We start from the raw sequence: 23,451 nt of genomic DNA on the forward strand, positions 1-23,451 counted from the left end.
TCAGCCTACGGACGGGTTGAGCTCAGCGGTCTTCACCGCGCTGGTCTCGTTGCCCCAGGCCGTGAGGATCTTCAGGTAGTCGCCCGAGTCGATGAGCTTCTGCATGGCCTTCTGGACCGCGTCGGTCAGCGCCTGGTCGTCCTTGCTGACGACGATGCCCTGCGGGGCGCTGGCGAACACGTCGCCGAGCTGCTCGAGCTTGCCGGCCGTCTGCGCGATCGCGTAGGCGATGATCGGCGAGTCGGCGTACATCAGGTCCGCCTTGCCGCCGACGAGCGCCGTGGTGACGTCCGACTGCTTGGCGTACTTCAGGGGCGTGATCGCGTCCTTGCCGTCCGTCTTGCACTTCGCGACGAGCGCGTCGAGCTCCTCGTCCTCGACCGTGCCGGTCTGGACGCCGACGGTCAGGCCGCACAGGTCGGCGGGGTCGACCTTCTTCGGGTTGCCCGCGGCCACCGCGTAGGCCTCGCCGGCCTCGAAGTACTCGACCATGTTGGCCTGCTCGAGGCGCTCGGGGTTGATCGTGAACGACGAGATGCCCACGTCGTACTTGGCGCCGATGGCCGGGATGATGCCGGTGAAGTCGGCCGTCTGGACGTCGGCCTTCAGGCCCATCACCGCGGCGAGGGCCTTGGCGAGGTCGACGTCGTAGCCGATCGGCGTGGTGCCGTCCTCGTCGATGTACTCGGCCGGGGCGTAGGACGTGTCCGAGCCGACGACGAGCTTGCCGGCCGACGCGATCTTCTCGGGCACGAGGGCGGCGATGGCGTCGTCCTTCGCGACGGACGAGGGGTCGAACGACGCGGCCGACGTCTCGGTGCTGCCGGGGGTGGCCGTGTCGTCGTCGCCCGAGCTGCACGCGGCGAGGGCCAGCGCGGAGCTCAGGACGACTGCGGTCAGGACTGCGGGGCGGAACGTGCGCAAGAGGGTCCTCCTTCGCCGCGCCGGGGGGACGCGGTGACTGCAGCAGCTGACGGGAGTCAGGTCTGGCGCGCCTGGTCGGCCACGCGAGCCGGAGCGTAGCGGTCCGGTGTTACGCCGTGGTAACTGCCCGGCCGTCGGACGCGGCGTCGCCCACGGTGCCACCGTCGTGCGGCTCGAGCACCTCAAGCTCGTGAACCACGTCGGCCACGCGGTGGGGCACGTGCTCGCCAGCGAGCAGCCGGCGCGCTCGTCGGGCGCTCAGGAAGGCGTGCGTGGCGAGCCCGACGAACACGAGACCGCAGGCCACGGCGCTGATGACGAAGGTCAGCTCGATCCCGTGGCCGGTCGGCAGCAGGTCCGGGGCCAGGTGCGTGGCGATGACCGCGCCCGCGACGGCCGAGCCGATCGAGCCGCCGATCGTGCGCAGCACCTGGTTGAACGAGACCGCGCTGCCGAGCTCCTGGGCCGCGACCCCGCGTGCGATCAGTCCGGGCATCGCCGCGTAGGTGGTGCCGATGCCGATCCCGATGAGCAGCATGCCGACGAGCAGCTCCCACAGCTCGTCGTGCGCACCGACCATGAGCAGGTTGGCGGCCGTCGCGAACGCAGCGCCCAGCGGGAGCAGCATCGTGAACGAGACGCGGTGCGCGAACCGCCGGGCGATGCGGCTCGCGAGCTGGCTGCCCACCGAGATCGGGAACATGACGAAGCCCGCCCAGAAGAGCGGCAGGCCCACCCCGTAGCCGGTCTCGGCAGGGGCCTGGGCGATGAGGCTGATCACCGAGATGCCGATGTACATGGACGTGCCGATGCTCAGCGCGGTCGCGTTGGCGAGCAGCACGTCCGAGCGGCGCAGCAGGTCGAGCCGGATGAGCGGGTGCGGGGTGCGCGTCTCGCGCCAGACCCAGGCCACGAGCACGACGAGCGCGCCGGCGAGGATGCCGAGCGTCGTCGTCGACCCCCAGCCCCAGCGCGGACCCTCGCTGATGCCGAGCAGCAGGCTCGCCAGGCCGACGCCCAGCAGCACCGCTCCGAGGGTGTCGAACGGTTGGCGCAGCCCGTGCTCGTCAGGACCCGCCGGCACGGCGACGAGCACGACGACGATGGCCGAGACGACGAACGCCGCGGCGAACCAGAACGCCCACCGGAAGTCGAAGGTCGAGGCGATGATGCCGGTCAGCGGGTAGCCGAGCCCGACACCGGTGGCGACCGTGACCGACAGCGACGCGATGCCGGCCCGCACCTTGTCAGCCGGCGCGTACCGCCGAGCCAGCGCGATGGTCATCGGCGTGATCGCGTAGGACAGCCCCTGCAGCGCTCGCCCCGCGACGATCTGCCCGAAGGTCTGGGCGGTCGCCGCCAGCACCGAGCCGACGAGGACGACGGCGAGGGTCACGAGCAGGATCCGCCGCTTGTGCGGCCCGTCGCTGAGGCGCCCGAGGACGGGCGTGGCGACCGCGCCGACGAGCAGGTTGATCGTCACCGTCCACTGCGCGGTGCTGACCGCGACGCCGAACTCGACCGCGATCGTCGGGACGAGCAGCAGCCCCAGCGAGCTGATGATCGCCGCGGCGAGCGCCGTGTAGACGAGCGCGGGGACGAGGCGGGTGCGCTCAGCCACGCGGCAGGCCGAGCTTGTGCAGGACCGGGATCGACGCGGCGAGCGTGGCGACCTCGCGGGCGTCGAGCTGCTCGACGATCGCGGAGGCGAGCCAGCCGCTCATGGCGTTGCGGTCGCGCTCGAGCGCCTCGCGGCCGTCCGCGGTGATGCGCACGACGCGGCGGCGGCCGTCGTCGGGGTCCTGCTCGCGCTGGACGTACCCGCGGGCCTCGAGCTCGGCGACGATCGCGGCCATCGACTGCGGCGTGATGTGCTCGGCGCCCGCGAGCGCCGAGGACGTCGCGCCGCCGTGCCGCACGAGCGCGTTGAGCACCCTCGTCTGGCCGAGCGGCAGGTCCTTCTCCGCGGTCAGTCGGCGGTAGATCGGGGCGAGTGCTGCGCGCAGGTCGAAGGCGAGCTCCGCGACGGTCGAGTCATCCACCCCCCGAACAGTACAGCCCAACTGATCAGTCAGGCTGACGAGTTATGCCCGCACTCGAGACCGCCCCTCCGGGGCCAGGACGACCACCCGGGAGGGTCGATCTCACCCCGGCGGGTCGTTCTCGCGCGCGACAGGCGCGAGCCGCGCGTCAGGCGCGCTGGGGTGGCCGGCGGGTCAGGCGGGCTGGGGGGGCGGGGTGGTGGGGCGGGCCGTCGAGCCGCGCGCGCTCAGGCGCTGCATCGGGGCCATGTAGGCGCGGACCGGGCCGTCGGCCAGGGTGTTGAGGACGCAGGTGCCGACCTGCTGGCCCATCGCGTGCACGTCGAGCGTCATCGCGGACAGCGGCGGGTTGGACAGGCGGCACAGCGCGGAGTCGTCCCACGCGAGCAGCGAGACCTGCCCGGGGACCCCGATCCCCATCTCCGCCGCGACGGCGAGCGCGGCGAGGGCCATGACGTCGTTGTCGAAGATGATCGCCGACGGGGCGTTGCGCCGGCCGAGCAGGGACCGGGCCGCGCTCTTGCCGGACTCCTCGGTGTAGTCGCCCTCGACGATCACCCCGTGCACCGACGAGCGCGCGCACTGGTCGAGGAACGCGTCGCTGCGGGCGCGGGTGTGGATCAGGTCGCGCGGCCCACTGACCCGTCCGAGCTGGGTGTGCCCGAGGCCGACGAGGTAGTCGACCGCGTCCCGGCTCGCTTGCGCATCGTCGATCCAGACGTTGGAGAACTCGGCCATGCCGCCCGACGGACCGCCGACGACGACGGCCGGGATGCCGAGCTCCGCGAGGACCGGGATGCGCGGGTCGTCGACCACGACGTTGACGACGACGACGGCATCCACCATCGACCCCGCGGCCCAGCGGCGGTAGGCCTCGATCTCGGCGGCGTGGTCACGCACGACGTGCAGCAGCAGCGAGCGGTTCTCGGTGGCGAGCACCTCCTCGATGCCGGCGATCAGCTCCCCGAAGAACGGCTCATGGCCCAGCATCCGGGCCGGGCGCGCGAGCACCAGGCCCACGGCATCGGTTCGGTGCGGCACGCGGCCAGCCTAGTCACGAGGCGTGCGGCGTCGCGCCTGCCATCCGGGCCAGCGCGCGGCCGTGGCCGGCGGGTGACGTCGGGGTCGCCACCACGGGCTCCGGGACCTCGTGAGCGCGGAGCGCCGCCAGGTCGAGCGCGGCCCGACGAGCGTCGGCGTCGCACTCCGCAGGCCGGTCGGCGGTGCGGGCGATCGGGTCCCAGCGGGTGCCGCGCAGGGCGAGCACGACGAGCGGGGACACGATGAGGAGTGCGGCGAGGGCGGTGACGAAAGTGCTCATGGCGCCAGCGTCGTCGGGTTGCCGGCCATCGACGAGTGGCAGTCAGGACGTTGACCGTCAACATGCTGCCAACTACCCTGGCGGCATGCTGCGGAGCGTAGGAGCCCTCGTCGTGGACGGCCTGGCGGTGTTCGAGTTCGGCGTCGTGTGCGAGGTGTTCGGCATCGACCGGACCGACGACGGCGTGCCGAGCTTCGACTTCCGCGTGGTGGGACCGACCGCAGGCGCGACGATCCGGTCCGGCATCCCGGGCGTCGAGATCCGGGCGCCGTACGGCCTCGACGCGCTTGCCGACGTCGACCTGGTCGCCGTCCCCGCCACCGTCATCCGGGACGAGTACGACCCCGCCGTGCTCGACGCCATCCGCGCAGCCCACGCGCGCGGAGCGACGATCGTCTCGGTCTGCTCGGGCGTGTTCGTGCTCGCCGCCGCCGGGATCCTCGACGGCCGCACGGTCACCACCCACTGGAAGCACGCCGCCGAGCTGGCACGGCGGTACCCCCACCTCACGGTCGACCCGGACGTGCTGTTCGTCGACGAGGGCGACATCGTCACGAGCGCCGGCACCGCAGCGGGCATCGACGCGTGCCTGCACATCGTGCGCCGCGAGCTCGGGGGCACGGTCGCGACGGCCATCGCGCGCCGCATGGTGGTCCCCCCGCAGCGTGACGGCGGCCAGCGCCAGTACATCCCGCAGCCCGTGCCCGAGTGCACCGACGACTCCCTGCGGCTCGTGCTCGAGTGGGTGCAGGAGACCCTGGCCGACGACCACACGGTCGACTCGCTCGCCGCCCGCGCCCTGATGTCGCCACGCACCTTCGCCCGCCGGTTCGCGGCCGAGACCGGGACCACGCCCATGCGCTGGCTCGTGGGCCAGCGCGTCATGCACGCGCAGGTGCTGCTCGAGGACAGCGACCTCGACGTCGAGGAGGTCGCGCGCGAGTGCGGGTTCGGGTCCGCCGCGCTGCTGCGCCACCACTTCCGCCGGGCGGTCGGCGTGGCGCCGGCCGACTACCGCGCCTCGTTCCGCAGCCGCGTCGCGTGACCGGCCCCGTCCACACGGGTCGCGCCCTGGTCGAGGTGGCCCCCGGCGTGCACGTCGCGACGAGCCGGGTCATGGCGACGACGAGCACCGTGCTCGTGGGGCCGCGCGGAGTGCTGCTCGTCGACCCGGCCTGGGTCCCCTCCGAGCTCGACGCGCTGGCGACCACGCTCGACGAGCGGGACTGGCGCGTGGTCGGAGGGTTCGCGACGCATGCGCACCACGACCACCTGCTGTGGCACCCGCGGTTCGGCGACGTGCCGCGATGGGCGTCGCCGCGCACCGCCGAGCTGGCGCGGACGGAGCGTGCGGCCCTGGTCGAGGCGCTCGGGGACGGCTGGCCCGACGAGCTCGTCGACCTCATGGGGCGCGTCGAACCGGCCGCAGATATCGACGAGGGCATCGAGCTCGTCGTGCACGACGGTCACGCCCCCGGTCACACGGCGCTGTGGCTGGCGGAGCAGCGCGTGCTCGTCGTCGGTGACATGCTCAGCGACCGCGAGGTCCCCCTGCCCTTCTGGCCCGACGACCTGCCCGCGTACCTGGCCGGCCTCGACCGGCTCGCGCCCTACGTGGCCAGCGCTGCCGTGCTCGTCCCCGGCCACGGCACACCCACCCACGAGCCCATGGCCAGGCTCGACGCGGACCGGCGCTACCTCGACGAGGTCATCGCGGGGCGGGTCCCGGACGACGCCCGCCTCGAGGACGCCGAGAACCGCAGCGAGTACGACCACCTCGTCGAGCTGGTCCGCACGAGCGGCTGAGGACGACCACCGCGCTTACGCTCCCGGTATGCCCGAACCCGATGCGACCACCACTTTCCCCCTGGGCCACACGCCCCGACCGTCCACCGGCGACGAGCTCGCCGACCGCGTGCGGAGCACGGTCCGCGACCAGGTCGGCGGTCAGGTCGACGTCCGCCGCCTGCAGGTCCGCGCGAGCCTCGACGGCCCCGACGTGCCGGACCTGGCGATCGACCTCACCGGCCTCGTCGTCGCCGGCGCGCGCACGGCGCCCCCGGCACCCGCACGTGTGGTCGTCCGCGAGCGCGAGCCCGGCGTCGTCCACCGCCTCACCGTGGACGCCCACCCGGTCACCGTCGAGGGCGTCGCCGTCGACGTCCGGGCGGAGGCCGAGCAGGTGCGGTTCTCCTGGGTCGAGGGCGTCGACGGCTCGCTCGCCCTCGAGCTCGTCGAGCCCACTCCCGACGCCCCGCTCGTCGGCACGCTGCGCGCCGCGGCCCCGCAGACGCAGCTCGTCGCGGCGATCCAGCGGCTGGCGGAGCAGGTCGCCGCGGGCCAGGGGCTCAAGCTGACCCGGCTCGACGTGGACCTCGTCTCGAAGGGTCCGCGGGCCGTCTCCGTCGCGGTGCGCGCCCAGCTGCGCAAGGGCATCCTCTCGGCGACGGCCACCGGCGGGGCGAACGCCACGATCGACGACGCGCTCGTCCTGACGCTCAGCGACGTGACCGCGACGAGCGGGAACCCCCTGGTCGCGGCCGTGCTCGCCGCCGGGCGCGGCCGGCTCCAGGCCCTCGAGGGCCGCCGCATCGACCTCGGTGCGCAGCTGCCGGCGGGTGTCAGGATCGTCGACCTGCGCCTCGACGTCGGCGACGACGTCGTCCTGACCGCGCGCGCGGCGTAGGCAGACGAGAGGGCCGGTCCCCGCGGGGGCCGGCCCTCTCGGCGTGCGTCCGTCAGCCCACGGACGCCCGCGCCGCCACCAGGTCGTTCGCCGTGCGCAGGACGGGCGCAGTGACGAGGACACCCTCCAGGCCGGACGTCCCGGTGCGGACGTGCACCCGGGCGGTGGTACCCGCCGGGAGCGTGATCAGGGCGGCGTCGACGACAGCCACGGGGTCGAGGCGGTCGACGTGCAGCGTGAGGTCGCGGACCAGCGAGTGCGCGACGACGGTGACCACGTAGCCACCCTCGACGGCCTCCGCCGACGCGGTGAAGGGCGCGGCGTCGAGCCGGAGCTCGACGTCCTCGACCCAGGTGTGGACCGTCCGGACGTCGTCGAGCTCGGCGACGAGCACCTCGCCCGCCGGGTCGCCGGGCACGCGGACCTCGTCGGGCAGCGGGACCAGCGACACGCTGCGCGGCGCGACGTGCACGGGCAGGGACACGTCCGCGAGCGCGGACCCGTCCAGCTGCTCACGCCGCACCGCCACGCTGCCCGTCCACGGCGAGGCCGTGTCGTTGACGACCGCGAGCACGTCCCCCTCCGGGCGCGACTGGACCGTCAGCAGGCGATCGGCGTACGCGGCGCGCAACGCCCACCACAGCGGCTTGGGCCGCTCGTCGCCGTCGATCGCCGCCCACGAGGTCACGGGCCAGCAGTCGTTGAGCTGCCAGACGATCGAGCCGGCCGTGCGCGGCCACCACGAGCGGTAGTGCGTGATCGCGTGCTCGACGGCGCGCGCCTGGTTGAGCTGCGTGGCCCAGTGCCAGTCGGTGAAGTCGTCGGGCACGCCCAGGTGCGGCGCCATGCCGCGGTCGAGCTTGCCGTTGCCGTCCTCGGCCTTCTGGTGCAGCAGCCAGACCTCGTCCTCCTTGGCCAGCGGGGCGCCGTCGGCGTTGCGGACCGCGCGCTCCAGCGTCGCCCACGTGGGCGGGCCCTGGTAGCCGAACTCGGAGCTGAACCGCGGGACGTCGTCGCGGTAGTGCATGTAGTCGATCCGGTTCCAGACCTCCCACTGGTGGTGGGTGCCGTGGTCGGGGTCGTTGGGGTGCACGACCGTCGGGTCCTGCCCCGGGGAGAACGGGCTGCCCGCGGCGTAGGGGCGGGTCGGGTCGAGCTCCGCGATGATCCCGGGGAACAGGTCCTCGTAGTAGCCGAGGCCCCAGGTCGCGCCGTCGAGCTTCTCCTTCCAGCCCCAGTCCTCGTGTCCCCAGATGTTCTCGTTGCCGCCGTTCCACAGCACGAGCGAGGGGTGCGACGACAGGCGCGTGACGTTCTCGCGCGCCTCGGCCTCGAACTCCGAGCGGTGCGGCTCCTCCTCCGGGTAGGCGAAGCACGCGAGCAGGAAGTCCTGCCAGACCATGAGCCCGCGCTCGTCGCACAGCTCGTAGAAGTCGTCGGACTCGTAGATGCCGCCGCCCCACACGCGCAGCAGGTTGAGGTGCGCGTCGACCGCCTGGTCGAGGCGGCGCGCGAGCCGGTCGCGGGTGATGCGGGTGAGCAGGTGGTCGTCGGGGATCCAGTTGGCACCCTTGACGAAGACCGGCTGGCCGTTGACGACGAGGGTGAACTCGGTGCCGTTCTCGTCGGCCCCCGTGCGCAGCTCGACGGTCCGCAGCCCGATGCGCCGCTCCCAGGAGTCCAGCCCGTCGAGCTCGACGGTCAGCGCGTAGAGCGGCTGCTCGCCGTAGCCGTGCGGCCACCACAGGTCGGGGTTCTCGACGACGACCTCGACGACGGTCGACGACTCGTCGGCCGCGACCGTCCCCGCGACGCGCTGCTCCCCGAGCGTCACGCTCACCGCGAGCGGCTCGGCGTCCGACAGGCCCGAGCGCTCCACCTCGACGTGCACCGCGACGCGGGCCGCGCCGTCGACCGTCACGAGCGGCCGCACCGACGCCAGGCGCGCCGTCCGCCACCGCTCGAGCCGCGCGGGCTTCCAGATGCCGGCCGTCTGGAGGTCGGGCCCCCAGTCCCAGCCGAAGCTGCACGCCATCTTGCGGACCATGTTGAGCGGGTGGGGGTAGGCACCCGGGCGTGCGCCGATGCGCTCGACCTCGGCCTCGGCGGTCTCGAGCGCGGAGCGGAACAGGACCTCGAGCGTTTGCGGCGCGCCCGTCAGGAGGGACCGGACGTCGAAGCGGTAGCCGCGGTGCTGGTTGGCCGTCCGCCCGATCTGGACGCCGCCGAGGCTGATCTCCGCGACCGTGTCGAGCCCGTCGAACACCAGGTCGACGCGCTCGTCGTCGGCCGCCTGCGGGGTGTCCAGCTCCCGCGAGTACAGCCACTGCGCGCGGTGCGCCCAGACCAGGTCGTTCTCGTTCAGGTCGAGGTACGGGTCCTCGATGAGGCCCGCCGCGAGCAGGTCGGTGTGCGCGGTGCCGGGCACCTGGGCGGGGATCGACCGACCGGCGATCTCGGCCGGGACCGGACCGCCCGCCGAGCGCAGGGTCCAGCCGTCGTGCAACGTCGTGCGGTTCATGGTGCGAGCTCCTGGTGCTTACTTGGTGGCCCCGGCCGACAGGCCGTTGTAGATGTACTTCTGCAGGGCGAGGAAGACGATCAAGGTCGGGATGATGACGAGCAGCGCGCCGGCGGAGAGGATCTCCCACTGCGTGCCCATCGGCCCCCGGAACCGGAACAGCGACGTCGAGATGACGCCCAGGTCCTGCGAGGGCATGTAGAGGAACGGGATGTAGAACTCGTTGTAGATCGCCACGCCCTTGATGATGATCACGGTGGCGATCGCGGGCTTGAGCAGCGGGAAGATCACGCGCCGGTAGATGGTGAAGTGGTTCGCACCGTCGAGCGTCGCCGCCTCGTCCAGCGAGATCGGGATCGAGCGCATGAACTGCACGAAGATGTAGATCGACACGATGTCCGTGCCCATGAACAGCGCGATCGGCGCGAGCCTGGTGTTGTAGAGCCCGAGCTCGTTGACCACCTGGAACGTGGCGACCTGCGTGGTCACGCCCGGCACCAGGGTGGCGAGCAGGAACAGCGAGAGCACCAGCTTCTTGAACCGGAACTGGAAGCGGTCCAGCGCGTACGCCGTCATGGTGCCGATGATGATCGTGCCCACCACCGAGGCGACCAGGATGATCGTGGTGTTGAGGAACGCCCGGGCCATGTCCGCGTCCTGGAACGCGGTGACGAAGTTCTGCAGGGTCGGGTGCTTGGGCAGGTCGAGCGGGCCCGACGTCGCGTAGTCCTGCGCGGTCTTGAGCGACGTGAGCACGATGACGACGAGCGGGACCAGCGTGACGAGGCTGGCGATGATGAGGCTGGAGTACTTGCCGGTCGCGGCGAGGGTCTTCTTCACGTGAGGTTCACCTCCTCCTCCGGGACGAGGCGGCGCTGCACCCACGTGACGATCAGGATGATGGCGAGCAGGACGACGGCCATGGCGCTCGCGAGGCCCACCTTGTTGGACTCGAACGCGGTCTTGATCGTCTGGATGACGAAGGTCGTCGAGCCGTTGGCGCCGTCGGTCATGATGAACGGGATCTCGAAGACCGCGAGGCTGCCGGAGATCGCCAGGATGAACGACAACCCGATGATCGGCTTGATGCCGGGCGCGATGATGTAGCGGAACTGGGCCCACTTGCCGGCGCCGTCGAGCTCCGCGGCCTCGTAGATGCCGGCCGGGATGGACTGGATCGCGCCGAGGAACAGCACGAAGTTCAGGCCCATGTACCGCCAGATCGACGTCCCCGCGAGGGAGAAGTTGATGATGTCCGGGTTGCCCAGCCACTGCGGCATCGAGTCCTGCGAGACGCCGAACAGGCCGATCACGGAGTCGAGCGTGCCGCCGGGCTGGAAGAAGAACAGGAAGATGAACGAGACCGCGACGCCGTTGATCAGCGACGGGAAGTAGAGGATCCCCTTGAAGGTGTTCTTCAGGCGGGTCTTGAAGCTCAGCAGCGTGGCGAAGTAGAGCGCCAGCGCGAGCTGGATGACCGAGGCGGCGAGGTAGTAGGCGCTGACCCAGAACACCCGGAACAGCTCCGGCCGCGTGAAGAACTCGACGTAGTTGTCGAGCCCGACCGAGTGCTTGACCTTGCTGATCCCGTTCCAGTCCGTCGTCGAGTACCAGAACATGTTCGCGACGGGGATGTACGTGAACGTGACCAGCAGGGCGAGCGGGACGAGCAGGAACAGCCACGGGGTGAACCGCCAGCCGCGCTGGGACTGGCGCACGACCGCGGGCCGCGGGTTCGAGCGGAACGGCCGCGGGGTGCGGCGCGGGACGGTGGCGACCTTGGGGGTGTCGCTCATGGACTACTCCTTGCTGGACCCCGCTGCGCTGCGGGGGGCCCGTGGATGGTGCGAGGGCGCCTGCCCCCGGTCGCGCGGGCCCTCGCGGACCCGCGCGACCAGGGATCAGGTCAGCCGACCGTGGCGCGAGCCGCGGCCCACTTCTTGTCGAGGCCCTCGAAGATCGACTCCTTGGTGTCCTTCGAGGCACCGCGGCCCGCGTCGACGAGCTGGCGGTAGTAGTCGGGCTGGCCCAGGCCGATCTCGGCCTGGTTGTCGATGGCCGAGATCTTGGCCTCGGGGGTCATCTCCAGGTACTGCACGCCGGTCGCCTCGAAGTCCTTGAGGTTGGCGGGTGCCGGGTTGGCCGTGACCGTGGGCAGCGCGCCGGCCAGGTCGTAGAAGCCCGAGTCGTTGATGAACCAGTCGAACCAGGCACGCGCGGCGGCCTTGTGGTCGGAGTTCACGTTGATCGCGAGCTTGTAGTCGCCACCGACGGGCGAGACGGGCTTGCCGTCGACGAGGAAGGGCGGCGGCATGAAGCCGATCGACGCCGGGTCGGAGCCCGCCTTCGTCGCCGCGTCCTGCATCTGCGGCACGGCCCAGGAGCCGAGCGCCATCGCGCCGATCTTGCCGGTCGCGATGAGGTTCTTGGAGTTCTCCCAGTTGGTCGTCGTGGGGTCGTCCTCGATGAGGCCGGCCTTGGCGACGTCGAACAGCAGGGAGTCGACGGTCGCCTTCTCCTTGCCGTCGGCCCACGGCGCGTCGTCCGCGGCCATCTTGACCAGGGCGTCCTTGTCGCCCGAGACCGCGCCCATCCAGCTCTGCGGCCAGGTCAGCGGCCAGCCGTCCTTGTAGTTCGTGTAGAACGGCACCGCGTCGGTCTTGTCCTTGATCGCCTGCATGTCGGCGATGAACTCCTGCGGCGTGGTCGGCAGCGCGGTGATGCCCGCGGCCTTGAACACGTCCTTGTTGTAGACGACGCCGTTCGCGTTGCCGAAGGTCGCCAGGCCGTAGGCGGTGCCGTCGACCGCGGCCTCGTTGACGAAGCTGTAGGTCTTGGCGAGCTCGTCGGTCTTGCCGATCGGCTCGAAGAAGTCGGGGTAGTCCGCGACCGAGACGCTGTTGGGGATCAGGAGCACGTCGCCGTAGTCCTTGGTGTTCATCCGCGTCTTGACCTCGCCCTCGTAGTCCGTGAGGGCCTCGAACTTGACCGTCACGTCGGGGTACTTGGCCTCGAAGGTCTTCTTGTAGTCCTGGAACGTGGTGTCGACGAGGTCGGTCCGGTTCGTCAGCACCAGGATGTCGCCCGACGGCGCGCCGGCGCTGGCGCTCCCACCGTCCGAGCTCGTGTCGTCGTCGCCGCCGCTGGAGCAGGCGGCGGTCAGGGTGAGCGTGACGACCGCGGCGGCAGCCACGGCGATCCGCATGTGTCGCGTGTGGAACATCGATGATCCTCTCGACGGGTCGGCACCTCGACGTGCCGACGCAGGAAGGGCGTCTTCGCCGTGGGCCGCGGGACCGACCCAACCTCCTGGTGGACATTCTTAGATCGGCGACTAAAGTAAGTCAACCAGTGAGTCGGGTCACAGTCCCGACGATGCACAACCGTTACCGTGAGCGCCATCGCGTCGCTCCGGTCGGAGGACCGACGACGACGTCGAGGAACGAGGGAACTGATGAGCACCAGCTCCGGCGGCGTGGCGCACGTGACCACGCGCGCCGCCCTCCTCGACGTCATCCGTGGCGCCGGCCAGATCAGCCGCGTCGAGCTGACCCGCGCGACGGGGCTGACCGGCGCGACGGTCTCCACGGTCGTGCGTCGCCTCATCGACGACGGGCTCGTCGTCGAGTCGGGCCGCGCCGAGTCGACCGGCGGCAAGCCCGCCGTGCTGCTCGCGCTCGACCCCGACGCGCGGTACGCCGTGGGCATCCACCTGGACCACGCGGGGATCACCTACGTGCTGGCCAACCTCGGCGGGGCGATCGTCGGCCGCTGGAGACGCCCCGGCGCGGGGACGGACGAGCCGACCGCGGTCGTCGAACGCATCGCGGCCGAGCTCACGACCTTCGTCGCCCAGGTCGGCGTCGACCCGGACCGGATCGTCGGGCTGGGCGTCGTCTCCCCCGGACCGCTGACGGGGGCCGCGGGCATGGCGCTCACCCCGCCCGTGATGCACGCGTGGACCGACTACCCGCTCGCCGACGCGCTCCAGCGCGCGACCGGGCTGCCCGTGATGCTCGAGAACGACGCGACCGCCGCGGCCGTCGGCGAGTACTGGGCCGGCAGCAGCGAGGCCTCGACGTGCTTCGCGGCGCTCTACATGGGCACCGGGATCGGCGCGGGCGTGATGGTGCACGGCGACCTGTACCGGGGCGCGAGCAGCAACACCGGCGAGATCGGCCACATCTGCGTGGACATCGACGGGCCGGAGTGCTGGTGCGGCAGCCAGGGCTGCGTCGAGGCGCTCGCCGGTCCCGCCGCGGTGGTCGCCGCCGCGCGCACCGCGGGGGTCGCCCTGCCGGACATCGGGATCGCCGAGGACTTCGCTGCCGTGTCGCGCGCCGCGATGGTGGGCCAGGAGCCGGCCGCCGGCATCATCGAGCGCTCGGCCCGGTACGTCGCGCTCGCGGCGCAGGCGCTCGCCAACATCATGGACCTCGACCGGATCGTCCTGACGGGGCCGTCGTTCGCCCACGCCGGGTCGCTCTACGTCCCCGCGATCCAGACCCAGCTCGACCGCTCCTTCTTCGCGCGGACCAGCCACGCGATCGAGGTCGTCATCTCCACCCACGCGGCCGAGGCGGCCGCGGTCGGTGGCGCAGCACTGGTGCTGCAGAGCGAGCTCGCACCTCGCGCCTCGTCGGCCCGCGCCCTGAGCGCCGCGGTCCGGACCCTGCCCGCCCCCCACGCCCTGCGGCAGCCCGACGCCGCTCGCGCCTGACCTTCCCGCACCTTTCCCACCGCAGTGAGAGGACCTCGTCATGCCCACTTTCGACATCCGTGACCACGGCGCGACCGGCGACGGCACCACCAACGACGCCGCCGCGATCCAGTCCGCGATCGATGCTGCCCATGCCGGCGGCGGCGGAACCGTGCTCGTCCCGGCCGGCGCGACGTTCCTGACTGGCTCGATCGAGCTGCGCTCGAACGTCGAGCTGCACGTCGAGCGCGGCGCCGTGCTGGCCGGCTCCGGCGACCCGGCCGCGTACACGGCACGCCTGTCGGTCGGCGCCCTGTCCGCCGGCGTCGTGAACTCCGAGAACGACTCCGCGCTCGCCCTGATCACGGCCAACGGTGCGACGAACGTCGCCATCACCGGCGCAGGACGCATCGACGGCGCGGGCCGGGCGTTCATCGCGGAGGACCTCGGCACCATCTACCGCTGCCCCAACCAGCGCCCGTTCACGGTGTTCCTCATCGGCTGCACGCGGGTCACCATCCGCGACGTGCTGTTCACGGACGCCGCGCTGTGGTGCGTGCGCCTGTCCGGCTGCGAGGACGTGGTCGTCCACGCCATCACCATCGACAGCGACCTGAAGTACCCCAACGCCGACGGCATCGACCTGGACCGCTGCCGCCGCGTGCGGATCAGCGACTGCGAGATCTCCTGCGGCGACGACGCCATCTCGCTCAAGACCTGCGAGGAGTTCCCCGACCTGGGTCCCACCGAGGACATCACCATCACCAACTGCACCCTGCAGTCCACCTCGAGCGCGGTCGTCGTCGGGGTCGACGCGATCGCGGACATCCGCAACGTGGTCGTGTCGAACTGCGTGATCCGGTCCTCGCACCGCGGCCTGGCGGTCAACCTGGGCCAGGAGGGGAGCTTCGAGAACATCCTGTTCTCCGACTGCATCGTCGAGACCCGCCACTTCGACCGCGGCTGGTGGGGCCACGGCGAGCCGATCTACGTCAACGTCGGCGCGTGGCACGACTCGGTCGGACGGCTGCGCAACGTGCGGTTCCGCAACATCCTGTGCCGCTCCGAGAACGGCGCGTACATCGGCGCCGACGCCCCCGGGCTCATCTCCGGGGTGGTCCTGGAGGGCGTGCGCATCGAGCTCGACCGCTGGTCGCGCTGGCCCGCCGGCGAGTACGACCGCCGCCCCACGTCGAACGGCCCCGAGGTCTACGCGCACCCGACGTCCGGGATCCACATCGACACCGCGACCGACGTGACGCTGCGCAGCTGCGAGGTCGTGTGGGCCGGGACGGACCCGCTGTTCGCGCACGCGGTGGAGGCGGTCGACGTGGAGGGCCTCGTGATCGAGGACCTGCGCGGCACCGCGGCCCGCCCCGACCTGGAGCCGGTCCTGATCCGCACCCGCGCCGCCGACGAGGAGCGCTACCCGGTCGCGGTGCCCATGCCGGTCATGCGCGCCGCGGGCGACTGAGCCGTCTTCGCCCTCCCGCCGCGTAGTCTCGCGCCCCCTATCGCCGAGAACGACCCCCCGGCGTGAGAACGACCCTCCGGGAGGGTCGTTCTCACGCGCGAGGGTCGGTCTCGGCGGGCGGGTGAGGGGCCAGACGGGTCAGGCCGGGGCTCGCGCCGTGGTGCCGCGGGGGACGAGGGCGGGGGTCGAGTCCTGGAAGCTGCCGCCCTCGGCACCGAGCATCCGGTCGAAGAGCCGGCGGGCGACGTGCGCCCCGTAGGCGACGACGTCGTGGTTGAGCGCGGACAACCGCGGGTAGGCGGCGACGCACAGGGGGGAGTCGTCCCACGCGATGATCGAGAGCTCGTCCGGCACCCGGATGCCCAGCTCGGCGGCCACCCCCAGGCCCGCGAGCGCCATCACGTCGTTGTCGTAGACGATCGCGGTGGGCCGCGGCCCGTTGGTGAGCAGGCGGCGGGTCACCAGCGAGCCCGACTCGGGCATGTAGTCGGTGCGCACCGTCGTCCCGTCGATGCCGAGGGTCGCGGCCTCGTCGCGGAACGCCAGGTCACGGATGTGCGTGTGGCCGAACGCCTCCACGCCGGCCACGCGCGCGATGCGCCGGTGGCCGATCGCGTGCAGGTAGCGCAGCGACTCGCGCGTCGCGGCGTCGTCGTCCGTCCACACGCTCGGCAGGCCCCCGGCCAGCGAGGTGTCGCCGACGACGACGGCCGGGAGCGCGTCCGCCTCGGAAAGCATCGCGATCCGCGGGTCGTCGATGCGCGGGTCGACCATGACGATGCCGTCGACCCGGCGCGTGGCGCGCCACTTCTTGTACGTCGCGAGCTCGGTCTCCATGTCCGGGACCACCTGGAGCAGCAGGGCGTTGTCCCGCATCGACAGCTCGCTCTCGATGCCCGCGATGAACTGCATGTAGAACGACTCGATGCCCAGCGTCCGCGACTCCCGGGCCAGGACCAGCCCGATCGTGTCCGTCCGGGCCCCCATGAGGGACCGCGCGGCACTGCTCGGCGCCCAGCCCAGCTCGTCGGCCACCCGCAGCACGCGCTCGCGGGTCTGCGCGGACACGCCCTTGCGGCCGTTGAGGGCGAACGACACCGCGCTGATGGAGACGCCCGAGCGCTCGGCGATGTCGCTGATGGTCACTCGTGACCGGGCCGGCCTCGCGCTGTCCGCCACAACGGGCAGCCTACTGCGGCGCCACGAGCGGGCCGCGTCCTGAGCGGACGCGGCCCGCTCGGCCCTCACCGCCGCGGGTGGTCGGCGAAGAACGCCCACATCAGGCGGCTCGCGTCGATCTCCTGGGTCACCGTGCCGTTGCTGCTCTGGTCGACGGACGTGCCGGGCCACGTGTGCCCGCCGCCGGCGACCCGGTAGAGCTCGACGTCGGCCCGCCCCTCGCACCGCGAGTACGCGTAGCGGGTGACGTGCGCGCTGACCTGCTGGGTCACCGGCCCCACCCGGCAGCCGTCCAGGCGCGCCCAGGTCTGGACCGCGACGGGCACGGTGTACCCCCAGCGCAGGTCCGTGCTGCCGAGGTACGGGTTGGTGTAGTCCGCGTCCCCGTGGAACTCCAGGACGGGGACGGGCCGGGACGGGGTGCAGTCGGCCACGTCGGGGACGGACGTGTCCTGCGGGGACGGCCTGCCGGCGCGGAGCCCCGCGACGGTGGCCACGGCGGCCAGCCGGTCGGCGAGGCGGCAGGCCAGCGCCGAGGCCATCCGCCCGCCGCCGGAGTAGCCGGTGGCGTACACCCGGCGGGCGTCCGCGCACACGGCGGCCCCGACGCGCGCGATGACGGCGCGCAGGAACGCCACGTCGTCGCGGGCGTCCGCGGGCGGGAGCTGGCCCGCGGTGGTCGGGACGCCGGGCACGTTCCACGCCCAGCCGCCGTTGAGCGCGATGGCCGCAGTGGGTTCGACGACGACGAAGCCGTTCTCGTCGGCCACCGCGTCGAGCCCGCTGATCGCCGCCTGCGCCGCGCCGTCCGCGCCGGACCCGTGCAGGTCGAGCACGACCGGCACGCGGCGTGGCCGGTCCGCCGGCACGTGGACCCGCACGTCGTACGCCCGCCCCTGGAACCGGACGGGCACGGCGTGCGTGCCCGCGGCCAGCTGTGCGTGACAGCTCGCGGAAGCGAGCTGCCGTGGCGGCGCAGCCCCCGCGCTCGCCGCGCCCGCGACGCCTACCACCGCGAGCGCCGCGGCCACCCCCAGTGCGACTGATCGCATCCGCCTCATCGCTTGCCTCCGATCACGTAGAGCAGTGCCTGACCTGTCGACGGCGCGTAGGTCGCGTCGCCGGTGTAGCGCACGACGAAGCGGTGGGTGCCCGCCGACGTCGGCGCGGTGAGCCGGATCGTCGCCCGGCCGTGCGTGAGGTCCGCCGAGCCGACGACCGTGCCGGCGGCGTCGGTGACGGTGACCGCGCCCGATGCCGGACCGCGGGTGCCGAGAACCTGCACCAGTACCTGCGCCGGAGCGCCGGCCCGCACGATCGGCGGCAGGCCGAGCGCGAGGACCACCGCCCGGGCCGAGCCGTGGGTCGCGAGGCTCGCGACCGCCGAGGCGTTGCCCGCGACGTCGACCGCCCGGTACTGCAGCGACGCGACGTCGGTCGGGACGCGGACGGAGCCCTCGGCGGTCAGCCAGTCGCCGCCGGCGAAGCGGTACTGGACCTTGGCGACCCCGGACGAGGCGTCCGTCGCCGCGAAGGTCACCACGCGACCCTTCAGCGAGGCCGCGACCGCGGGTGCGACCGAGTCGATCCGCACCGTGCGGTCGACGACATCCGAGGTGTTGCCGGCCTCGTCGGTGGCCCGGGCACGGACCACCGTGGAGCCCTGCGCGGTCACCCGCACCTCGGTGGCTGCCTTCCACGCACCGTCGCCCACCTGCAGCTCGACCGCCGGGTGCGCGTCGACGGCATCCTTCGCGGACGCCACGACGTCGACGGCCCCGGTGAACCAGCCCGACCCGGGCTGGTCGGGAGTCGTCGTCAGCGTGAGGGACGGAGCCGCGGTGTCCGTGCGGACGGCACGGACGTCGTCGACGAGGAGCGTCCCGGTCCCCGCGCCGCCCAGGTAGAACGACAGCTGGGTGACGCGGGTGAGGTCCAGGGGACCGCTGTCCCCGGCCCACGCCGGAGGTGCGAAGTCGGCGAACGGCACCGTGACGACGCCGGGGGCATGCGGCCCGGTCTGGGGCAGGGTCGCCTCCCAGTAGGAGCCGCCCGCGACGAGCTGGACCGAGATCTTCTGGTCCGCCTCGAGAGCAGTGCGGTCCAGCCACATCGACAGGCCGTCGTAGCCCCACCAGTCCTGCGGCTCCGCGAACGTGCGGGTCACACCGGCGTACCCGGGGCTGCCCAGGTCGAACGCGAGGCTCATCGCCTGCCCGCTCGCACCGGAGGCCACGAGCGTCGGCGCGATGGTGCCGCCTCCCGTGTTGCGCACGTACGCCTTGGACACGTCCGCGTCGGTCGCGTACGACTCGTAGTCGTCGACGACCTTCGGGGCCGTCGGGCGGGTCGCCGTGGCGAAGGCGGCCGTGTCCGACGAGGTCTGGCCGGCACCGTTGAGCGCGGTGACGTGCCAGTAGTACGTGGTCGACTCGTCGAGCGCGACCTCGGGGACCCACGAGGTGCTCGCCGTGCTGGTGCTGGCGACCGGGTCGGACAGGTCGGCGTGCGCGGAGAGCACGACGCGGTAGAGCGCGGCCCGCGAGGCGGTCCAGGTGAACGTCGGCACCCCGCGCACGCCGTCGGTGCCGTCGGCCGGCGTCGTCGTGGTGACGCCGCTCGGCGCACCGCCGCCCGAGCCGGTGGCCAGGAAGCGGATCTCGCCGAGCTGCTGCGCCCACTCGGGTGTGCTGCCCTGCGGCCACTCGACCCGCACGTGCCGGACGCCGGTGAGGGCCCGGGCGGTGACGACGTCCTTGCGCCACGCACCGCCGACCACGCCCGGCGTCGTCGCGACGTCAGGGGTGAGCGGGCGCCACGTCGTGCCGTCCTCGGAGACCGAGAAGGCCAGGGTCTCCGCGCTCTGGTCGGGCCAGTAGTACGCGGAGGCCTCGAAGCCGGTCACGCCATCGGGGGCGACGTCGTCGCCGATGGTCCACTCGAGGCTCGCCGAACCGGGGGCGGTGCGCTTGGCCCGGCCCGTGTCGCCGCCGAACAAGGGTCCGTCGCCGGTGTCGATCGCGACTGCGTTCGCGGCGCTGGTGCGGTCCAGGTCGTCGAGCGGGTCGACGAGGACGGCCTCCTGCGGCGCCGAGCGCAGCTCGACCCGGGTCAGGCCGTCGGTGGAGCCTGCGGGCCACGTGACGCGCAGCTGCTCCGCGCCCGTCCCGGACGCGGTCACGGTCCATCGGCCGTCACCCGCCGGGGAGACGTCGGCCGCGAGGTCGGTCCAGCTCGAGCCGGACCCGGCCGCGAGCGCGAGCCGGGGACGCTCGGCGGAGAGCACCGTCAGGCGCGCCTCGGCCAGCCCGGGAGCGGACCACGTCACCGAGCCGCCGTCGTCGCCGGTCGGGGCGACGACCGTCTCCTCCCCCGCCGGGCTGACGTCCACGCCGGAGTGCGCGACGGCCGGGGTCAGCGAGCCGAGCGCGTCCACGCCCACCTGCTCGCCGGCACCCACGCGCAGGGGCGCCGAGGCCGGGCCGCGGCTGCCGTCGGCGCGGATCGGCACGACGCGGTAGGTCGCCGCGCCACGGGTCTCGGTGTCGAGCCACGGGGCGTCGCCGACGGGCTCGTCGGTCAGGGTGGTCCAGCCGTCGACAGCCTCGACCTGCACGTCGTACCCGACCGCGCCGGTCGCGCCGCGCCAGGCCAGCCGGTGCAGGCCGTAGTCGTCGGTCACCGAGGTGATCAGCGGGGGCCGGGTCACGGAGTCGTCGCCCGGCGAACCCAGCGCCGCGGCGTACGCGCGCTGGGCGGCGACGTCTTCCTTCATGCCCGGGTCGTCGCCGGGGTAGTGGATCTGGAACCCGTCGAGGTGCTGGACGAACCCGCTGGTGTCGTCGTGCGGGAACAGCGACCACGAGAGCATGCCGGTGACGTCGGGGTTGTCGACCAGGCCGGGCAGCACGGCCGACGCGGAGTTCGAGTCGTACTCCCCCGCGATGTACGCCTTGCCCGCGTCGGTCACGGTCTTCGCGTCGGCGCTGACCTTGGCGACCGTCGGCGGGTAGTAGTGGACGTCGACGATGTCCACGTCGGCCGCCAGCGTGTCCGGGTCGATGTCGAACCGGCGTCCCGCCGCGACGAGCTGCTCGGGAGCGCCCGCGCGCAGCTGCGCCGAGATCGTGGCGATCCAGGTGGGCGTCATGCCCTCGAGCTCGTTGCCGAGCTCCCACGCCATCACCGTCGGGTCGTCCTTGAGGGCGACGCCCGTGTACCGGTTGACGTGGTTGAGCATCGTGGCCACGTAGTCCTGGAAGTCGGCGATCACCCGCGGGTCGGAGTAGAACTGCGGGCAGTCGGCGCTGGGGTCCGCACACAGCCCGTACGTGCGCGCGAAGTCCCGCAGACCGCCGTGGTAGTACGCCCAGTTGTCGGTGAGCGGCAGGATCAGGCGGATGCCCTTGGTCGCCGCGTACGCGATCGCGTAGTCCACGGTGTCGAACGCGCCCTCGGAGAAGCCCGCGTCCTTCGAGGGCAGGATCGACAGGTCGTTGCCGGTCGAGGCGAGCATGTGGGACCGGATCACGGTCGTCCCCATCGCGGCCGCGGTGTCGATCGCGTCCCGGATGCGGAAGTACGTCGGGTAGTCGACGACGCCGGCCGGCACGTTCTCGTCGACCCCGAGCCAGTAGGCGTTGGTGCCGCCGAACCGGAACGGCTCGCCGCCCAGCTCGAGCTGCGATCCGTCGCGGGTGACGAAGCCGTGGTTGAGGGACGGGCCGAGGCCCGCGTCCTGCGGCGCGGCGGCGACGGCGGGCACCGGGACGCCCGTCACGACGACCGCCCCGACGACGAGCGCGGCGAGCAGGCCGCCGGTCCTCCGGCGGTGGGGGCGATGGATGGTGGGCTGCATGGTGCGCGGCGCTCCTTTGCGTCGATGACTGTCGGGTTCACTGCGTCGTCGGCGCCTCAGGCGGCCGGCAGGGTCCAGCGCTGGTTGCTCTGCCCGGTGCACGTCCAGATCTGCAGGCGGGTGCCGTCGGCACTGCTCTGGCCGGTGACGTCGAGGCACTTGCCGGACGCCGGGTTGCGGAAGGTGCCCGCGGAGCCGGAGTACGTCCACTGCTGCGCGCCCGAGCCGTTGCAGGTCCAGAGCTGCACCTTCGTGCCGTCGGCCGTGCCCTGACCGGTGACGTCGAGGCACTTGCCGGAGCTGGGGTTCACCACGGTGCCGGTGCCCGCCGGGGCGTTGACCGTCCAGGTCTGCGCGACGCCCGTCGCGCAGGTGTAGAGCTGCACGGCGGTCCCGTCGGCCGTTCCGGAGGCCTGGACGTCGACGCACTTGCCGCCGAGGCCGGTGATCGCACCGGTGCGCGCCGTCGTGCCGCCGCCCCCTCCGCCGCCGCCCGGCAGGGAGATCTCGCCCTGCGAGAGCACGCGCGAGTTGAAGTACGTCGCCTGGATCTGCGCGTTCGTGTTGCTGCCCTGCAGCTGCTCGGACCAGATCATGAAGTACGACCAGCGCGGCTGGCTGCTCAGCAGCGCCGCATCGGGCACCTTGCCCATCTCGGCGATCGCGATGGGCTTCGAGCCGGCGATCGACTGGATCTGCTGGTAGTCGCCCGCGCTCGGATAGCTCTTGTACCAAGCGTCGAGGCTGACGACGTCGACGTAGGAACTGCCCGGGTAGTACGACGACCACCCGCCCGCGGGGTTGTCCTGGACGTTCCAGACCCAGATGAGGTTGGTCAGCCCCTTGGCGACCAGGTAGTCGTGCGTGATCTGGTAGAGCCGCGCGCTCTTGGCGCCGTACCCGCCCCACCAGTTCCACGTCTCGTTCATCTCGTGCAGCGGTCGGAACAGCACGGGCACCCCGGCGTCCTTGAGCTGCTGCAGGTAGGGGACCGCCTCGTCGAGCCGGCGCTTCCACGCGGTGTTCAGCGACGTGCCGTCAGCGATCACCTGGTCGAACTGCGAGTTCGTGATGCGCGACTTCACACCGCCGTCGAACGAGCAGGACGAGCCCTGGGTCGGCGGGCAGACGTGCCACGTCAGGGCGACGAGCGACCCGTTGGTCCACTCGGTCTTGGCCTGGTCGATCACGCGCTGCCGGTTCGCGACGTCGGCCGCGTTGAACATCAGGTCGCCGCCCCACAGCCCCGGCCACTGCCCCGTGACGTTCTTGACGACCTGGCTGTACTGCCCGGGATTCGACGCGGGTTCCTTGTTGTGCTGACCCGCGACGATCGAGGCGCCGGTGATCGAGGAGAGGTAGCTGAGCACCTGCTGCTTGCTCGAGGCGGTGAACGCCTGGGCGGGTCCGGCGAGCACCGCGGTGGTGCCGAGCAGTGCTGCGGCGACGAGCGCGCCGATGCGCGCGACCTTGCTGGAGGACATCTCGAAACTCCTTTGTTCCGACGGCCCGTGCGGACGCGGCCAGCGCGCCGAGCGACGCTGGGGGCCGCGGCTAACTAAAGCGCTTAAGGCGTCAGCGGTCAAGAGATCGGGCGAAACGGACGCACATTGATGGGCCCCGCGTCGCCGCCGGCACACCGGGGGGCGCGGACTACTGCAGCGCTACAGTCACCGAGCCAAGCCCGCGAGCCCTCTCCGCCCAGCCGAGCCCTCCGCCGAGCCCGACCCTCCGGCGCGAGACCGAG

The 23,451-nt window shown here is 72.4% G+C and carries 18 protein-coding genes; 5 read left to right on the top strand and 13 right to left on the bottom strand.

Features of this window, described 5'->3' with window-relative positions:
* The 5 genes from EDF34_RS13665 to EDF34_RS13690 form a co-directional block, all read right to left on the bottom strand.
* Window positions 1-924 carry an ABC transporter substrate-binding protein gene (locus EDF34_RS13665; RefSeq protein ID WP_123372051.1) on the bottom strand — a complete coding sequence of 308 codons (924 nt, stop codon included), beginning with the start codon at window positions 922-924 and terminating at the stop codon, window positions 1-3.
* Window positions 925-1,033: 109 nt separating this feature from the next.
* Entirely contained in the window at window positions 1,034-2,545 is a 1,512-nt protein-coding gene (locus EDF34_RS13670) for an MFS transporter (RefSeq protein WP_123372052.1), read from the bottom strand.
* Entirely contained in the window at window positions 2,538-2,966 is a 429-nt protein-coding gene (locus tag EDF34_RS13675; protein ID WP_158615092.1) for a MarR family winged helix-turn-helix transcriptional regulator, read from the bottom strand. The genes EDF34_RS13670 and EDF34_RS13675 overlap by 8 nt, the downstream gene beginning before the upstream one ends.
* 174 nt (window positions 2,967-3,140) lie before the next feature.
* Window positions 3,141-4,007 (bottom strand): LacI family DNA-binding transcriptional regulator, encoded by an 867-nt coding sequence (locus tag EDF34_RS13685; protein WP_233575392.1) that lies wholly within the window; start codon window positions 4,005-4,007, stop codon window positions 3,141-3,143.
* A gap of 13 nt (window positions 4,008-4,020) precedes the next feature.
* On the bottom strand, window positions 4,021-4,287 hold the full coding sequence (locus EDF34_RS13690; protein ID WP_123372055.1) for a hypothetical protein: 267 nt from the start codon (window positions 4,285-4,287) through the stop codon (window positions 4,021-4,023).
* Between the two features lie 85 nt (window positions 4,288-4,372).
* Here EDF34_RS13690 and EDF34_RS13695 point away from each other — a divergent pair, with 85 nt between their 5' ends.
* From EDF34_RS13695 to EDF34_RS13705, 3 genes are read left to right on the top strand one after another with little or no spacing between them, the layout of a single operon-like run.
* Window positions 4,373-5,332: a helix-turn-helix domain-containing protein gene (locus EDF34_RS13695; protein ID WP_123372056.1), complete on the top strand. Its 960-nt coding sequence runs from the start codon at window positions 4,373-4,375 to the stop codon at window positions 5,330-5,332.
* Complete coding sequence (locus tag EDF34_RS13700; RefSeq protein WP_233575393.1) at window positions 5,329-6,093, top strand: MBL fold metallo-hydrolase; 765 nt, start codon at window positions 5,329-5,331, stop codon at window positions 6,091-6,093. Before EDF34_RS13695 ends, EDF34_RS13700 begins: the two co-directional genes overlap by 4 nt.
* 28 nt (window positions 6,094-6,121) lie before the next feature.
* On the top strand, window positions 6,122-6,973 hold the full coding sequence (locus EDF34_RS13705) for a hypothetical protein (RefSeq protein WP_123372057.1): 852 nt from the start codon (window positions 6,122-6,124) through the stop codon (window positions 6,971-6,973).
* 52 nt (window positions 6,974-7,025) lie between these two features.
* On the opposite strand, the gene EDF34_RS13710 is transcribed toward EDF34_RS13705, so the two are convergent.
* The 4 genes from EDF34_RS13710 to EDF34_RS13725 all read right to left on the bottom strand — a co-directional run bounded on the left by EDF34_RS13710 (window position 7,026) and on the right by EDF34_RS13725 (window position 12,717).
* Window positions 7,026-9,494, bottom strand: coding sequence for a glycoside hydrolase family 2 protein (locus EDF34_RS13710; RefSeq protein ID WP_123372058.1), 2,469 nt, complete (start codon window positions 9,492-9,494; stop codon window positions 7,026-7,028).
* Window positions 9,495-9,512: 18 nt separating this feature from the next.
* Window positions 9,513-10,334: a carbohydrate ABC transporter permease gene (locus tag EDF34_RS13715; RefSeq protein WP_123372059.1), complete on the bottom strand. Its 822-nt coding sequence runs from the start codon at window positions 10,332-10,334 to the stop codon at window positions 9,513-9,515.
* Window positions 10,331-11,290, bottom strand: a complete 960-nt coding sequence (locus EDF34_RS13720; RefSeq protein WP_123372060.1) for a carbohydrate ABC transporter permease — start codon at window positions 11,288-11,290, stop codon at window positions 10,331-10,333. The genes EDF34_RS13715 and EDF34_RS13720 overlap by 4 nt, the downstream gene beginning before the upstream one ends.
* Window positions 11,291-11,400: 110 nt before the next feature.
* Window positions 11,401-12,717 (bottom strand): ABC transporter substrate-binding protein, encoded by a 1,317-nt coding sequence (locus EDF34_RS13725; protein ID WP_199737901.1) that lies wholly within the window; start codon window positions 12,715-12,717, stop codon window positions 11,401-11,403.
* 231 nt (window positions 12,718-12,948) lie between these two features.
* On the opposite strand from EDF34_RS13725, the gene EDF34_RS13730 reads away from it, so the two are divergent.
* Both EDF34_RS13730 and EDF34_RS13735 read left to right on the top strand, forming a co-directional pair.
* Window positions 12,949-14,214 (top strand): ROK family transcriptional regulator, encoded by a 1,266-nt coding sequence (locus tag EDF34_RS13730; protein WP_123372062.1) that lies wholly within the window; start codon window positions 12,949-12,951, stop codon window positions 14,212-14,214.
* A gap of 40 nt (window positions 14,215-14,254) precedes the next feature.
* The gene (locus EDF34_RS13735) at window positions 14,255-15,667 is read left to right on the top strand and encodes a glycoside hydrolase family 28 protein (protein WP_123372063.1); all 1,413 of its coding nucleotides are present in this window, start codon (window positions 14,255-14,257) and stop codon (window positions 15,665-15,667) included.
* A gap of 138 nt (window positions 15,668-15,805) precedes the next feature.
* Here EDF34_RS13735 and EDF34_RS13740 read toward each other — a convergent pair whose 3' ends face one another.
* The 4 genes from EDF34_RS13740 to EDF34_RS17900 form a co-directional block, all read right to left on the bottom strand.
* Window positions 15,806-16,813, bottom strand: coding sequence for a LacI family DNA-binding transcriptional regulator (locus EDF34_RS13740; protein WP_123372064.1), 1,008 nt, complete (start codon window positions 16,811-16,813; stop codon window positions 15,806-15,808).
* Window positions 16,814-16,911: 98 nt separating this feature from the next.
* Window positions 16,912-17,898: a PHB depolymerase family esterase gene (locus EDF34_RS13745; RefSeq protein WP_123372065.1), complete on the bottom strand. Its 987-nt coding sequence runs from the start codon at window positions 17,896-17,898 to the stop codon at window positions 16,912-16,914.
* 5 nt (window positions 17,899-17,903) lie between these two features.
* Entirely contained in the window at window positions 17,904-21,704 is a 3,801-nt protein-coding gene (locus tag EDF34_RS13750) for an Ig-like domain repeat protein (RefSeq protein WP_123372066.1), read from the bottom strand.
* Between the two features lie 56 nt (window positions 21,705-21,760).
* Entirely contained in the window at window positions 21,761-23,188 is a 1,428-nt protein-coding gene (locus tag EDF34_RS17900) for a glycosyl hydrolase (protein ID WP_123372067.1), read from the bottom strand.
* Window positions 23,189-23,451: the final 263 nt, after the last annotated feature.

It is taken from the genome of Cellulomonas sp. PhB150, assembly GCF_003755175.1.
Taxonomy (GTDB): domain Bacteria; phylum Actinomycetota; class Actinomycetes; order Actinomycetales; family Cellulomonadaceae; genus Cellulomonas.